Here is a 14,842-nt window from a genome sequence, read left to right as displayed (position 1 = left end):
CGCCGGAGGCTCGACTTGCCTCCAGAGTCCCCTGTCTGCACGTCCGGAGACGATCTTGACCGTTCTTCGTGATTTGCTTAAGGTCCGCCCCCGGTCAACCGTCTCCACCGCACCGGTCTGCCCGCTCTCCGGGTGGACACTCCCTTCCCGATCGACCCCGAACGGTTGGAGCGTTGGCCGAGACAGCAATCGGAATCGTCCAGACAGGGCGATTCGACCTTTGGAGCTTCCCGGAACGGAAGCCGGGTCGATCGCCCAGATGGGGCTCGCCCCGGTCCTCGGCGGCGGGCGGGGGGCGTCTCGGGGCGCCTCGATACGGTCACACAGCAGTCACAGGCAAGGAGGCCAGGTGATGCGACGCGGCGATCGACGCGCGGTCCCGGCGAGGGCCTTGGTTGGGTTCGGCGTGGCGATCCTCTTGATCGGCACTCCGGCAGTGGTCCTCGGGCAAGACACCGATCAAAAGGTCGTCGACATCGCCGAGCCCCTGGGCTTCGGGCAGAAGGTCGTCGAGGGGGTCGGCCTCGTTATCGGCCTGGCGGGGACCGGATCGGAACCCCGACCGTCTGCCTATCGCGAGAAGCTTGAAACCGAGATCAAGCGCAACCCGGAACTTGACGTCCAGTCGATCCTCGGCGACCCGCTCCAGCGGACGTCTCTGGTGGTCGTCCGGGCGAGGATCACGGCCGGCATGTCTCCCCAGGATGAGCTGAACATTGAGGTCCTGCTCCCGCCCGACAGCGAGACGAGCAGCCTCGAAGGTGGCTTCCTCATGGGAACCTGGCTCAATGAAATCGGCATCGCCTCGGGGAATCAGCTCGATGGCAAGCCGATGGTCTACGCCTACGGCCCCGTCATCACCGGCAACTCCGAGGCCCCCGACGACCCGAAAGTCGGTCGCGTGCTCGGTGGCGGTCGGATCAAGCAGGAGATTCCCTACGTTCTCCTGATCAACGATCGTTACCGCAGCGGAGGCGTGGCCAAGCAGCTTCAGGATCTCATCAATCAGCGCTTCCAGTACCGCGACGGCCGGTTCAAGAAGGGGGTGGCGACGGCCAAGACCGACAACACCATCGTTCTGAACGTGCCGCAGCGCTACCACCACAACCAGCTTCGTTATCTTCAGGTCCTCGCCCAGATTCGCCTGAAGCGGACCCCGGAACTCCAGGATCAGCGGCTCGAAGCCTGGGGCAAAGAACTGCTCGATCCCAAGACCGCCGGCGAAGCCGCCCTGAAGCTCGAATCGGTCGGAGGCATTGCCTCCCCGGTGCTGGCCCAGGCGCTGACGAGTGACCATCCCCAGGTCCGTTTCTTCGCCGCCGAGGCCCTGGCGTACCTTGACGACTCTGCCGGCACCGATGAACTCGTGAAGGCCGTCATCGAGCAACCCGAGTTCCGGACGATGGCCCTGGCCGCCCTGGCGGCGATGGATCAGCCTGCCGGAATCGTCCGGCTCCGGACGTTGATGGATCAGCCCGACCCGGTCATCCGCTACGGAGCGTTCAACGCCTTGCGGACCTCCGACCCTGGCGATCCGTACCTCGGCCGGACCCGAGTGCTCGGCTTCCTCGAAGAACGCCGACGCTCCGACGAGGCCGACGACCCGATGAGCCTCAAGGTTGGTGCCGAGTCGGCCCCGATCCGCCACGAACCCCCTCGGGAAGACCCCTTCGAGCTTTTCGTCGTTCGCAGCGACGGGCCGCCGATGATTCACGTCAGCCGGACCCGACGCCCCGAGATCGTCCTGTTCGGCGATCAGCACCTGCTCGAAACCCCCGTGGTCCTCGGGGGAACCGGCCCGATCCTGCTCAACGCCGCTCAGGGGGACCGCCGGATCGAGGTCTCCCGGATCGAACTGACGGGAGCCGCTCCACAGGTACTGTCCTGCTCGACCGATCTGGTCGAGGTGATTCGCTGCGTCGCGGCGCTCGGGGCGACCTACCCGCAGGTCGTTACGATCCTTCAGGGAGCCCACAACCAGGCGAACCTCGAAGCGGCCCTGCAAATCGACTCCATCTCCAACGACGTCCAGGAGTACGATCGTGCCTTGCTCACCGGCAAGGACGTGGTCAAGGACGACGACGTCACACCCGCTTCGTACGACGACGAGGAGGCCGAGCGCCGTCGTGGTTTTGGCTTATTCAAGCGGTTTCGAGTCGGAGGACCGGCCTCGAAATCGCAGGAGGAGGAGCCAAAAAGCGAGCTCGAAGCTGAACTCGGGCTCGATCCGCAATTTCAAGAGCCCGAACCCCGGCGTCCTGGCCTCTTGAACCGGTTCCGAAACCGCTCGGGAGACTCCGAGCGCTGAGCCTCCCGTGATGCTGACCATGCCCTAACCCCTTGAGACCGGAGCGCATCCGGTCCTCAGGGGGAGGGGCACCGCTCGAATTCCGAAGCATTTTTTGCCCGCCTTGTCCGTACGGCTCCACTGGCCGGAACACCCGTGTTGACGGCTCCTCTCGGCACGATTCCCCCCTCGGCGACCCCCGGTACACGTCTCCCGACCGGGCTTGTGTTGTAACCCTCCCTAAAGTCGCCGGCCGCGCCGATCGAAAATTAGTCTTGACGGTCAGGTCCGCTACCGCAAGGAGGCGAGCGAACCCCCCTCCGGGTGACCTGAACCGGGCGGCCTGCATGACGCGGTGTCAGCGGGTCGGTTCCTGAGACGTACTCATCGGAAGGTCGTTCGAGGCCCTCCGCCAGGCGCGTCAACGGAGCGATCGGTCCCTGCGATCCACGGATGGTGACGGTTGAGTCGATTGGTTGCCCGCCGATGTCCGCTCGCCCCGGACCCGGCTCGTTCTCGGCAACCCGATCCGCTGACCCCGGCCGACGCGGCCGGAGCTGGCGACGCTCCCCGTCCGCGTCGGATCGGGCCGGCCCGGCCCCAGGAGGGGGTCTCGGACACCTCCGAGGTCTCTCACGTACTCCGATCCGAGTGGAGTCCTCGATATGAAAAAGGTTTATACGACTGGTCAGGTCGCCAAGATCTGCAAAGTTGCGCCCCGAACCGTGAGCAAGTGGTTTGATTCCGGCCGACTGCGGGGTTATCGCATCCCCGGTTCGCAGGATCGCCGCATCCCTCGGGATAACTTGCTGCGATTCCTCAAAGAATACGGGATGCCCCTCGGCGAGCTCGAAGCCGAGGTCTATAGCAAGGTCCTGGTGGTTGGGGCCGACGGCCCGCTCCAGTCCATGCTCCGCGACCACCTCCGCGAAACCGAGGACTTCCGCCTCGAAGTCGCCGCGTCCGGATTCGAAGCCGGCATTCGTGCCGAAAGCTTCCACCCGGATTGCATCATTATTGACATGGCCATCGGCCGCATCGAAGCCGGTCAGATCGCCCAGAACCTGAAGCGAAGCGAAGATCACGCCAACACCGTTCTCATCGCGTTGACCAGCGACGAGCCCGGCGACGAGATCTACCGCCTCGGCTTCAACGACGGCTTCAAGAAACCCTTCGACGGCGCCTTGCTCGCCGAACGGGTCAAGCGACTGATCGCCCAGAAGAAGAACGAAGACTGATCGTCCGCGATTCCTTCTTCGATTCGTTCGACTGCGTTCTCGGGCCCCATCGGGATTTCCCGGCGTTCTTCGCCGAGGCAGTCCCTCGGGGCCCGCGATCGTTTCCGAACCGTCCCCAATCGAAACCGCTGACCTTTGGCATCCGCGTGATTGCCCCGGGTATGATGCTGACGATCCATTTTGCTCTGCCAAACCCCCGATCGCTCCTCTCGCCCGATGCTCCCCGATGCCCGACCCCTCGCCGATGGCACCACCGACTCCGGCTCCCTCCTTCGCCGCCCGCTGGCCCTGGCTCCTGGGAACGCTGGCCGGTCTGGCCGTGCTGCTGACGATCGGCGATCCGGGGATCACCAGCGACGAGCCGATCGACGTGAAGGTCGGTCGCAATTATCTCAGCCTCGCGGGTTCCCTGATCGATCAGGTTGGCAGTCGAGGGCTCGGCTCCGTCCGTCAGGCCAATCTCGACGCCTTCTTCGCCGACAATGCGCAGCATCCTCCGCTCGGCCGATGGCTCGTCGGCCTGGCTTCGGTCGTCTTTGAGCCGATTGAGGGACTGCTCGGCGGGGCCGATCCGATGTCGGTCCACCCGGCCCGCGTGGCGCCGATGCTCGCCTTCGCCGTCCTGGTCGGACTCATCACCCGAGAGGCAGGGCGTCGCTTCGGCCCACCGGCCGGGATCGTCGCCGGAGTTTCTCTCGTCCTCATGCCCCGCGTCTTCGCGCACGCCCATTTCGCCACGCTCGACACGATCCTCGCCCTCTGCTGGACCCTCGCCTTGCTTGCGGCGGCTCGGGCCATCGAGGGAACCCGTCCCGTGCTTGCCCTGGCAATCGCCGGGGCGTTCTGGGGATTGGCCCTGTTGACGAAGATCCACGCCTGGCTCTTGCCCCCGTTGGTCCTCGGTTATGCCCTGCTTCGTCTGCCGATTCGCAAGGCGATCCCCGGCGCGATCCTGTGGGGGCTGGTCGGTTTACTCGTCTTCCTGGTCGGCTGGCCGTGGCTCTGGAACGACTCGGCCGATCGCCTCGTCCGGTTCCTCTCCACGAGCGTCGATCGCCAGCCGATCCGGGTCCTCTATTTCGGACGGGTGGTCGAGGACGTCGCCTTGCCCTGGCATTATCCCTGGGTCTACTTCGCCCTGACCGTGCCGGTCGGCCTGCACCTGCTTGGCTTGCTCGGCCTGATCCGAGGGCTTCGACAGCCTCGGACCGACCCGTTCCCCGCCTTGCTCGCCTCGTCGATCCTCCTGTTCCTGGTCCTGTTCAGCACCCGCGCCCCGGTCTACGACGGCGAGCGTCTGTTTCTCCTTACCTTCCCGAGCTGGGCCATCCTCATTGGTCTCGGCTTCCAGGGGCTCTGGGATCGGTTCGGTGAGCGTCGATGGCTTCGAGGGCTTCTCATTGCCCTGGTTGTCTCGCAAGGTGGGGGAGTGGTCCGGATGCACCCGTACCAGTTGAGCTATTACAACCTGCTGATCGGTGGTCTTCCGGGAGCCGAACGCCTGGGGATGGAACTGACGTACTGGGGAGACACCCTCGCCCCCCCGTTGCTGGCCGAGGTCCAGCATCTCGTGCCTCAGGGCGAAGCGGTCGCCATCGCCCCCACCTTCCATCACCTGTACCCCACGGCCTTGCTCAACGCCGGGCTGTTCGAAAAGGAAATCCGCTTGCTCCCGGAACAGGGGCTCGACGAATCGCGCTGGCTGCTGGTCTTCCGACGCTCCGCCTACTGGTCGCCGGCAATCGAGGACGCCCTGACCCGCGGCGAGCCGGTCCTTGAGCAATCCCGAGCAGGTGTCTGGCTCTCCCGACTCTACCGATTCGACGCTCCCGATCCGGCGTTCGTCCCTGACAATCGCGAAGATTCGTTCAGAACGAATTGAACTTTGCTGGCTCCTCGTCTACAATCCTGGCAAGAACGGACGAATCCCCTGGTTGGTAGCGTCCGACTCTTGAGTTCGACGGAGCGGAGGAGTGCTCAGTGTCCGGCCTGACCCATTTTGACGAGTCGGGAGCCGGTCGAATGGTCGATGTTTCAGGCAAGCCTGAGACGCTTCGATCAGCGACGGCGAGCGGCCTCGTTCGGATGAAGCCGGAAACCCTGGCTCTGATCCGCGATCGCAAGCTCTCCAAGGGAGACGTGTTCGAAGTGGCGCGGCTTGCCGGAATTCTGGCGGCCAAACGCACCGGAGACCTGATCCCGCTCTGTCATCCGCTCGGGCTCGACGCGGTCGAACTCCATTTCGAGCCGTTCGGAGACGACGCCGTTCGGATCGAGGCCACGGCCCGCCTGGTCGGTCGGACCGGGGTCGAGATGGAAGCGATGACCGCCGTTTCGGTGGCCGCCCTGACCATTTACGATATGTGCAAGGCGGTCGATCGTGGCATGGTCATCGAACAGATTGTCCTGGAGGCCAAGTCGGGCGGTCGGAGCGGAACCTACCAGCGCCTCGAATGACGATCACCCCACCGATTCCACGCATCGAAACCCTGCCGGGGGCGGCCCCGGAACCCGTGTTGATCGCCCTGCTTCGCCTTCGTTCCCCAGCCGGTTACGAAGGCAAGACATCGGGGGCCTCGGGTCGATTTCCAAGCCCGTTCCACACGACCCGCCTCTCCCGATCCCCATTCCCCGGGGGCCTCGCCCCCGCTTGAGCCGACGGGACCCGAGCTGATGGCCGAAGTCGATACCCTCCATCACAATCCGCTCGCCGGCCGATCTCAACTCGGGGAACGGACCTCCTCGTGGATCGGTCCTGACGAACTCGCCCAGCAGTTGCGAGACGCCTACGCCCCGATCGCCCCCCACCTGGTCGAAGCCGAGCAGATTTTCCGCGACGAACTGCACAGTCGAAGTGATTATGTTCAGCGCCTGGTCGAACACTCGGCGCGGTTCCGAGGCAAGCAACTCCGCCCGGCGCTCGTCTTGCTTACGGCCCAGGCTTGCGGCGGCATCCGGCCGGCGCACCCGGTTGTGGCCGCCGTCGTCGAGATGATCCACACCGCCACCCTTGTCCACGACGACATCCTCGACGAGGCCACCGTCCGCCGCCACGCCGCCACCATCAACGCCGAGTGGGGGGCCGAGGCCGCCGTCTTGCTCGGCGACTACCTGTTTACTCACGCCTTTCACCTCGCCGCCTCGCTCGAATCAACCTACGCCTGCCGCGTGATCGGTCGCGCCACCAACCTCGTTTGCGAGGGAGAGCTGCAGCAGATCCACCACCGCGGCGACCTCGACCTCGACGAAACCTCGTATTACGAGATCGTCCGCGGCAAGACCGCCGAGCTGACCGCCGTCTCCTGCCGCCTCGGCGCTCACTACGCCGGGGCCAATCCCGAAACCTGCGACGCCCTTGACCACTACGGTCGCGACCTCGGCGTCGCCTTCCAGATCGCCGACGACCTGCTCGACCTCTGGGGAGACGAGGACGACACGGGCAAGACCCTCGGCACCGACCTCGACAAGCAAAAGCTCACCTTGCCGATCATCCTCCTGCTGCGATCGGCCGACCCGGCCGACGCCGCCACCGTCCGGAATCTCCTGGCCACCCCATCCAGTCAGACCCGCCGAACCTTGCGGCCGATGCTCGAAGCCTCCGGAGCCCTCGACGACGCCTGGGAGCGTGCCCGATCGTTCATCGACTCCGCTCGTCAACAGCTCCTCATCCTTCCTCCCTCGCCGGCCCGAGACATTCTCGACGGCCTGGCCCAGCTCGTCGCCCGTCGCAGCTTCTAGGTTAGGCGTTGCCGTTGACGATTGGTTGGGGATCCTGGGGTCAATCTCGACCCCAGCGGCCGATCAGTCCGCATCGTACCCACAGGCTGGGCCGAGAAGTCCCCAGGCTTCTTCATCACGCACGGATCTTCGCGGGAAACCAGACACGCGGTTCGCGCACGGACGGTCGATCAGAACAGGGGTGATCGGCTCCAATCTGGCGAGGCTCCTGTCCCCGTTGTGTTGCCGACGTGCCTGCTTTGCTTCGGCTCGCCCCGAGCGGACTGTGTTTCCAAAAAACCACGTCCCCGCCCCCGATTTTGCAACGTTGGGTTGAGTCACGGCTGCAAGACGGCGTGTCTGGGATCATCGGGGGCGATCATCCCAAAAATCTTGGTCCATTCGCCGGTCAAGGGACGCTGATTCCAGTATGTCACCACCACACACCTCCAATGAGCGGTTCCCCGCCACGGTGGAACCGTCCCGCAAGGTTTCTCCCCCACATTCGGGGACTGTCCACCACAGCGCGCGGCAGTCCGATTCCCGAGCACCCCAAGCCGTGTCTGCCCAGAACTCTCCCGCGAGAACGCTGGCCCGGAAGTTGGATCGCCGGATGATTCAGCTTGGGTTGTCTCAGCAAGCCTTGGCCCAGAAATCGGGGGTCAGCGACTCCGAGGTTTCCCGGCTCCTCAAGGGGCAATCCAAGCGGCCAGGATTACACAACATCCTGCGGCTCGCCCGGGCACTCGATGTCTCGGTTGACTTCCTGGCCGATGACACGCTGCAAGACGATCCCTGCCAGGATCGTTCCTCGGTCCCTCCTGAAGAGGAGGCGCTGCTGGAACTCGTCCGGTCGATCGGCAGCCGGGAGGTGTCCATGATCCTCGACGCGACCCGCATTCTCGGCTTCGAGACTGCGATTCGACGGCTTTATGGTGCCGAATTTCGGCCCTTCCCCGCGTCACCCGCACGCAACGACTCGGCTCCCGAGTGATTCGGGCGTCTCGGCCCGGTCAACTCGATGCCGCCCTCTGCGAACCTGCGGCTCCCAGCAGGGCGGCCAGCTCCGCCAGCCGAACCGGCTTGGTCACAATGTGGTCAAACGTTCGCTCGCCGTCCCGGTCGATTGTCGGCGGATGGGATGAACTGCTAATCCCGATCAGCAGGGGAGCGCCCATGACCAGGTCGTGCCGGATGCTCCGGGCGAGCGATTGCCCCTCGATGAACGGCATGTGCAGCCCGATCAGCACGACATGAGGCCGAAAGGCCTGGATCATCTCCCGAGCCTCGTCGATTCTCGGGGTGGCCCGAACATGCCAGCCCAGGCGACCAATCAGGAGACCGAGGGCCTGGATCGACTCCAGATTCTCATCGACCAGCAAGACGTGACCGGCCGACCGGCGAGGTGGCGGCGGACCCGTCGGTCTGGGGGCCGCCCTGGCTTCGTCCGGCACCCCGCCCTGAACGATGGTCCCGGGTAATTCGACCAGAAACGGTGGCCCTGGCCGGAGCACGCCCCCGAGCCGGTCGGCGAAGATGGACGCCAGAAACAGGTCCAGGTCAATGGCCTTGTCGGACCTCGGCATCTCGAAGTGCGAGACCCCTGGCAACACCTCAAAGACCAGTTCCAACCGGTCGGTTGTGAGTCGCCAGTCGATCCGGATCAGCTCACAGGCCCGGGCGGCTCGACGACAATAATGCAAACCATGGCGGATCAGATGTTCGAGCCGCCGGGCATCGGTCCGCACCCAGAGCGGGGCCGGGCGCGGAACACGATCGAAATCCACCTGCTCGTCCCGAGCCTCTTGCTGCGCCCGTCGAATCGCCCGCATCATCAGGTCGCCCAGCTCGAAGACCTCAACCACTTCCGGAGCCTCTCCCGACTCGATTCGGGCAATCTCCGACGAATCATCCAGCAATCCGGCCATGCGCTGGCATTGCCGATCGAGCAGCTCGATGGTCCGCTGCTGGCTCAACGAGCCCGAGACGTTCTGGAACGACAGGACTTCCACCGCGTTGGTGATGACCCCGAGCAGATCCCTCATGTTGTGGCCAATCACCCGCAGCAATCCGGCCAGCCGGCGGTGTTCGGCCTCGGCGGGAGGACCCGTCGTCAGCCCAAATGACGGAACCAGGATCGACGACCCCACCGCCAGGCGAACCGCCTGCACCAGGCACGCGGAATGGCCCCGAGGGACAACCGTGTACGTCCCGAGTTTCCGAAACTGCTCAAACTGTTCGAGCGACTCCTCCTCCGTGATGAGAATCACGGGAGGCCCCAGTCCGGATTTCCTCAGCGGCAGCCAGTTGCGAGCATCCGAGGGCCCCGGCCGGTGCAAGGCTACAATCACATCCGCATCGACCGGTCCGAGCCTTCCCAACGACGTCGGGCAATCCACGTGCCGGATGGTGATCGAGCCCCCTTCGGCCTCGACCGCGTGCTCAATGACACGAAGCTCCTCGGGATCAACGTGGAGTTCAGCCAATCGAAGCGACACGGTCATTGTCATCACTCCCTGATGGAACTGCCGTCGAAAATGTCCTCCTGAACTGATTGATTATAGCATGCAGGCTATTTTTGGCAATATGGGGGAGAGTCTATGTGGATTAAGGCGACTCTGGGCCTGGTTCCGCAGGCTCACCCACGTGCGATCAGAATTCTTTCCGATGCCGGCTCGACGGAATCCGCATGGCCTTGCGGTATTTCGTCACGGTTCGCCGAGCGACGGTCAGCCCTTGCCGGCCCAGTTCGTCGACGATTTCTTCATCGGAGAGGGGCTTGCTCTTGTCTTCCTTGGCGATGATCTCGGTCAACTTTTGCTTGATCGTGTCCCAGGCGATTTCCTCCCCGTCGGCGCTCACTGTGCCGCCGCCAAAGAATCGTTTCAGGGCGAAGATCCCCCGGGGGGTCTGAACCCACTTGTCATCGACGGCCCGGCTCACGGTCGTCACGTGCACGCCCACCTGATCGGCGATCTGCTGCATCTTCAACGGCTGGATCGCCTCGGGCCCCTTGTCGAGAAAGTCGCGCTGATGGGCGATGATCGCCTTGGCCACCTTCAACAACGTGCTGCGCCGTTGCTCGATCGACTCGATCAGCCAGCGGGCCGACTGAATCTTCTTCTGAATAAAGGCCCGAGCCTCCGGGTCTCCCCCGCGATCCTTCAGCATCCGCTGATACCGCCGCGAGATGGTCAACTGCGGCGCGTGTTCATCGACCAGCCGGACCTGATAGTCCCCGTGCTCGTCGGGCTCGACAATCAGGTCGGGCACCACATACTGCGCCGATCCCGGATTGAACCGCGCTCCGGGCTTCGGATCGAGCCGCCGAAGCTGTTCCAGCCCTTCCTTGATCTCGGCCAGCGACAACCCCGTCTTCTTCTCGATCACCGGCAAGCGATTCTGCTGGATGTCGTCCAGGTGGTTGCTCACCAGCAGGCGAAGGACCTCGACGTGCGGTGTCTCCGGCGTCAGTTGCAACAAGAGGCACTCGCGCAGATTCCGCGCGCCGATCCCCGGCGGATCCAGCTTTTGCACCAGGGCCAGCGCCTGCTCGGCCTGCTCGAACGTGACCGCGCCGCCGGCGTCTCGCACCAGGTCGGGAATATCCATCCCGGTGAAGTACCCGTTCTCGTCCAGGTTCGAAATGATGTACTCGGCCAGCCCCCGAACCTTCGGGTCGAGATCCGGAAACGACAGTTGCTCCGTCAGCGAGTCGTGCAACGACGGGGGACGCGACGCCATGTTCTGCATCGCGTCGTGCTTGCGATCCGATTCCTCGATCAGCGCCGCCCGGCTCGGACGGTGCTGTTCGCCCGACGTGTCCCAGTTGTCCCAGTCGTCGTAAATTTCCGTCTCGTCAACCTTCGCGTCGTCGTCCGTCGAGGGTTCCTCGACCTGACCTTCCGGAGCGACCGACTCCCGAAGGTCTTCGAGGATCGGATTCTCGATCAATTCCTGGTCAATCCGCTCCTGCAGCGCAAGCCACGGCAGTTGCAGAATTTCCATGGATTGAATCATGCGGGGCGCCATGCGCATTCGCATGTCGGTCCGCATTTGTTGAGAGGTATCGAGCCGCATACGCGTTGAGCTTCCGCGAAGTGTCCCGGGGCAAATCGTCCCTGATCCGGTTCCTGGGCAATTCAGGATGGCCCCTGGCGCCATCCCTGCCAACGACCGAACCGCCGACGACCAGCATCTCTGGCGTTGAGGAACATCGAACAGCAAAAATCATACCATCGACTGCCGTGGAACGGGAGGGCAGTTCTCTGCGATCCCGAAAGTTCCGGGTGATTTCGCAACGGCTCGGGCCGGTCGCGCTGACCCGGCACGACGCGAAGGGCCTCGCTCCTACCCCTCGTCCGCGATCAATACTGCTGACGGCCCTGCAGGGCGTCGGCCAGCATCTCCTTGTTGGCGAACTCCAGCGAGCCGCCCGAGGCGAGCCCTCGGGCCAGTCGGGTGATGGGCACGTCGAACGGCCCGAGCCGATCGGCCACTAGCCGCGCGGTCGCGTCGCCCTCGAGCGTCGGGTTCGTGGCCAGAATCACCTCCCGAATTCCCCCCGCTCGGACCCGCTGTTCCAGGCCGGCCAGATTCAACTGATCTTCGAAGACCCCTTGCAACGGGGCCAGCCGGCCGTGCAAAACGTGGTAGCGCCCGTTGTAGGTTCCGGCCTTCTCCAGCGCCATCAAATCGCGCGACTGTTCGACCACGCAGACCAGGCCCTCATCACGCCTCGGGTCTCGGCAGATGGAGCAGCGGTCCTGTCCTGACTCGGTCAGATGCCCGCAAAGCGCGCAGTGATGAATCTGATCGCGCGCCGCCCGGATCGCCTCGGCCAGGGCGATGGCATCCTCAAGCGGGCATCGGATCAGGTGGTGGGCCAGCCGCTCGGCGCTCTTGGCTCCGATCCCAGGCAACCGGCCGAGCGCTCGGACCAGGCGATCGACCGTTCCCGAGGCGCTCGGATCAACCGGAACCGGGTCGCCGAAACCGCGGGCGCTCACGGTCGGCCTCCTCCGGGAAACAGCGAGTCGAGCCCCGGCATGTTCAGGCCCATGCCGCCGGTCATCGTTTTCGCCGCTTCCTCCCGAGCCCGATTCATGGCCTGGTTGACTGCGCTGGTCACCAGGTCTTCCAGCAGCTCGACATCACCGTCGGTGGTCAGTTTCGGATCGATCCGCACCGAAATCAGTTCCATCCGACCATTGACGGTCGCCTTGACGACTCCCCCGCCGGCCGAGCCTTCCACCTGAACCGAGCCGAGCTGCTCGGCGGCCTGTTCCATCTGTTCCCGGATCTTTCCGGCGTTGCGCATCAGGTCGGCAAGATTGCCAAGGTTCCCGAACATCTCGTCTCCTCCTCGCAGGTCGATTGAATCCATCAGAAAACGATAAGGAGCCAGAGAATGGCGACGAGAAACGACGCGATGCGCCGCTCCAGGAACCTTCGGAGTCGGTTCGTCAGTCGTCGGCCTCGGCTCCGGCCTCCGAGTCAGGTTCGGAGTCGGTCTCGGACCCGGCTCGGCGTTCCGGTTCCACCTCGACCCGCCGCAACTGGGCCTCGAACCGGGCGACAAGCTGCTGGGCCAGATCATCCTCCAGCACGGCCTGATGCGCCGACGAGCCGGGCTCGATGACGCTCGGCTCGGGAGCGGTCGACGCTTCCCGATGGAACTGGACCGAGACGCCCCGGCCCAGTGCTTCGGCCAGATGCCCCTCGATCTTCGACCGCAGCTCGGGAGCATTGCAGCGATCGGCCAGATAGTTGTAGGCCGGTGGCACGGCCACGACCACCAGTCCCGATTCCGAGACATCCGACGGTTCCAGTCGTTTGAACTGCGCCGGCAGCTTCAATTCCTCGGTCCGATCGACGAGCGATTGCCAGGCCGATCGGGCACGCTCCAGCAACGACCCGTCCCCGCTTTGGGTTGCGGTTACAGACGGCGATCGCTCCGGCTCGTGCCGGCCCTCTGGGGCAGGGGGGAGAGGCCGTTCGACCACCTCCTCGGCGTGTCCCCGATGCTTGCCGTTCCCATTGCCGAGGTGCGTGGAGGGCTCACTCACCGGAGTTGGCCTCGGGGCCGGTGCCGCAGGCTCGGCCGCGGTCTTCGCCTCCGATGCTGACGATCCCGACGACCGTTGAGCCGCCTTGCTTAGCGGCTCAACGGACTTTTTTTTTACAGCACCATCCGGCCCGGGAGGGGGCGCCCCGGCTTCCTGCCCCGAGAGCCGGGCGATCACCTCGCTCAACTCCGTCAGGTTCTCCAGGCGAGCGACCCGGCAGAAGGCCAGCTCGACCAGCAGCCTCGGGAACGGACTGCCCCTCAGCCTGCCTCGGGTTTCGGCCAGGATCTGTTGCGCGGCGATCACCGAGTCGAGCGTCCAGCGCCCGGCCAGCCCGTCCAGTTGCTCCCGCTGACCCGGCAAGGCTGCCAGGGGGGCGACTTCGGCTCCAGCGGCGACGACCATCACGTCTCGTAAAAACTCGATCGACGCATTCAAGACGTCGGTCGGCTGCACGCCGTCGTTGACCGCCTGATCAAGAATCTCCAGTGCCCGGCCCGGCGATCGATCCGCCAGCGCGTCGAGCAGATTCAAGACCCGGTCATCCCCGGCAATCCCGAGCAGCTCATGCACCCGGTCGGCCGTCAGATGCTCGGCCCCCGATGAGAGCAACTGTTCGAGCAACGACTGCGCATCCCGCATCGAACCGGCCGCGCGACGGGCGACGACGTGCAACGCCTCCCGATCGGCCTTGATCCCCTCGCGCTCACAGATGCTCGCCAGTTGATCGACGATCTGTTCCGGTCCGATCCCGGCAAAGTCGAACCGCTGGCAGCGCGACAAGACGGTAATCGGAATCTTGTTCGGCTCGGTCGTGGCGAAGACGAACTTGACGTGGCTCGGCGGCTCCTCCAAGGTCTTCAACAGGGCGTTGAAGGCGCTGGTCGAAAGCATATGCACTTCGTCAATATAGTAAATCTTGAACCGCGATCGGCTCGGCCGCAATCCGGCGTTCTGGCGAAGCTCGCGCACGGCCTCGACGCCGTTGTTGCTCGCCCCGTCGATCTCGATCACGTCCACATCCTGCCCCAGGGCGATCGCCCGGCAGGTGTCGCATTCATTGCACGGGGTTTCCGTCGGCCCGCCCCGCTCGCAGTTGAGCGCCTTGGCGAAGATCCGGGCCATCGAGGTCTTGCCGACCCCTCGGGTGCCGCTAAACAGATACGCCTGGGCCACCCGATCCATCCGGATCGCGTTGCGCAAGGCCCGAACCACGTGATCTTGCCCGACCACATCCTCGAACCGTTGCGGTCGGTAGCGGCGAGCCACGACCGTGTACGCCTCTCCCTCCCGCCTTGGGGCGACGGAGAGCGTCTCCACGCTCGGAGAGTCGGTCGAAGGGTCCGGGGCGCTGGGTTTGGTCCGTGCCACGGATAAGGCGCTCCGTCGTGCCGAGGGAACCCAGACGGGGGGCGTCGTCGCTCACACTTTAACTTCTGGCAGACCCGATCCGATCCCCCTCCGATCGATCACCTGCTCCGCAAGTCCATCGTCCCTTGCGGGGATCGCGTCGGTGTCGGGTCCACTCTCAT

General features: G+C 64.7%; 11 protein-coding genes. 6 read left to right on the top strand and 5 right to left on the bottom strand.

Features of this window, described 5'->3' with window-relative positions:
- The first annotated feature begins 352 nt into the window (after nucleotides 1–352).
- The 6 genes from GA615_RS20280 (at nucleotide 353) to GA615_RS20255 (ending at nucleotide 8,236) form a co-directional block, all read left to right on the top strand.
- Entirely contained in the window at nucleotides 353–2,308 is a 1,956-nt protein-coding gene (locus tag GA615_RS20280) for a flagellar basal body P-ring protein FlgI (protein ID WP_161602456.1), read from the top strand.
- Nucleotides 2,309–2,952: 644 nt separating this feature from the next.
- The gene (locus GA615_RS20275; RefSeq protein WP_152053150.1) at nucleotides 2,953–3,525 is read left to right on the top strand and encodes a helix-turn-helix domain-containing protein; all 573 of its coding nucleotides are present in this window, start codon (nucleotides 2,953–2,955) and stop codon (nucleotides 3,523–3,525) included.
- A gap of 226 nt (nucleotides 3,526–3,751) precedes the next feature.
- On the top strand, nucleotides 3,752–5,407 hold the full coding sequence (locus GA615_RS20270; RefSeq protein WP_152053149.1) for a glycosyltransferase family 39 protein: 1,656 nt from the start codon (nucleotides 3,752–3,754) through the stop codon (nucleotides 5,405–5,407).
- Nucleotides 5,408–5,547: 140 nt separating this feature from the next.
- On the top strand, nucleotides 5,548–5,982 hold the full coding sequence (gene moaC, locus GA615_RS20265) for a cyclic pyranopterin monophosphate synthase MoaC (protein ID WP_390622248.1): 435 nt from the start codon (nucleotides 5,548–5,550) through the stop codon (nucleotides 5,980–5,982).
- Nucleotides 5,983–6,198: 216 nt separating this feature from the next.
- Nucleotides 6,199–7,263 (top strand): polyprenyl synthetase family protein, encoded by a 1,065-nt coding sequence (locus tag GA615_RS20260; RefSeq protein WP_152053147.1) that lies wholly within the window; start codon nucleotides 6,199–6,201, stop codon nucleotides 7,261–7,263.
- Between the two features lie 538 nt (nucleotides 7,264–7,801).
- Nucleotides 7,802–8,236, top strand: coding sequence for a helix-turn-helix domain-containing protein (locus GA615_RS20255; RefSeq protein WP_161602455.1), 435 nt, complete (start codon nucleotides 7,802–7,804; stop codon nucleotides 8,234–8,236).
- Between the two features lie 19 nt (nucleotides 8,237–8,255).
- Here GA615_RS20255 and GA615_RS20250 read toward each other — a convergent pair whose 3' ends face one another.
- The 5 genes from GA615_RS20250 to dnaX form a co-directional block, all read right to left on the bottom strand.
- Nucleotides 8,256–9,746 (bottom strand): ATP-binding response regulator, encoded by a 1,491-nt coding sequence (locus GA615_RS20250; protein ID WP_161602454.1) that lies wholly within the window; start codon nucleotides 9,744–9,746, stop codon nucleotides 8,256–8,258.
- A gap of 148 nt (nucleotides 9,747–9,894) precedes the next feature.
- Nucleotides 9,895–11,322: an RNA polymerase factor sigma-54 gene (rpoN, locus tag GA615_RS20245; protein WP_152053144.1), complete on the bottom strand. Its 1,428-nt coding sequence runs from the start codon at nucleotides 11,320–11,322 to the stop codon at nucleotides 9,895–9,897.
- Between the two features lie 287 nt (nucleotides 11,323–11,609).
- Entirely contained in the window at nucleotides 11,610–12,251 is a 642-nt protein-coding gene (gene recR, locus GA615_RS20240) for a recombination mediator RecR (protein ID WP_152053143.1), read from the bottom strand.
- Nucleotides 12,248–12,595: a YbaB/EbfC family nucleoid-associated protein gene (locus tag GA615_RS20235; protein ID WP_152053142.1), complete on the bottom strand. Its 348-nt coding sequence runs from the start codon at nucleotides 12,593–12,595 to the stop codon at nucleotides 12,248–12,250. The genes recR and GA615_RS20235 overlap by 4 nt, the downstream gene beginning before the upstream one ends.
- Nucleotides 12,596–12,707: 112 nt before the next feature.
- Entirely contained in the window at nucleotides 12,708–14,681 is a 1,974-nt protein-coding gene (gene dnaX / locus GA615_RS20230; RefSeq protein ID WP_235905578.1) for a DNA polymerase III subunit gamma/tau, read from the bottom strand.
- Nucleotides 14,682–14,842 lie beyond the last annotated feature (161 nt).

Source organism: Tautonia marina, from assembly GCF_009177065.1.
GTDB lineage: Bacteria > Planctomycetota > Planctomycetia > Isosphaerales > Isosphaeraceae > Tautonia > Tautonia marina.
Note: the sequence above shows the minus strand (reverse complement) of the source record. Positions and strands in the feature narration are given on the sequence as shown.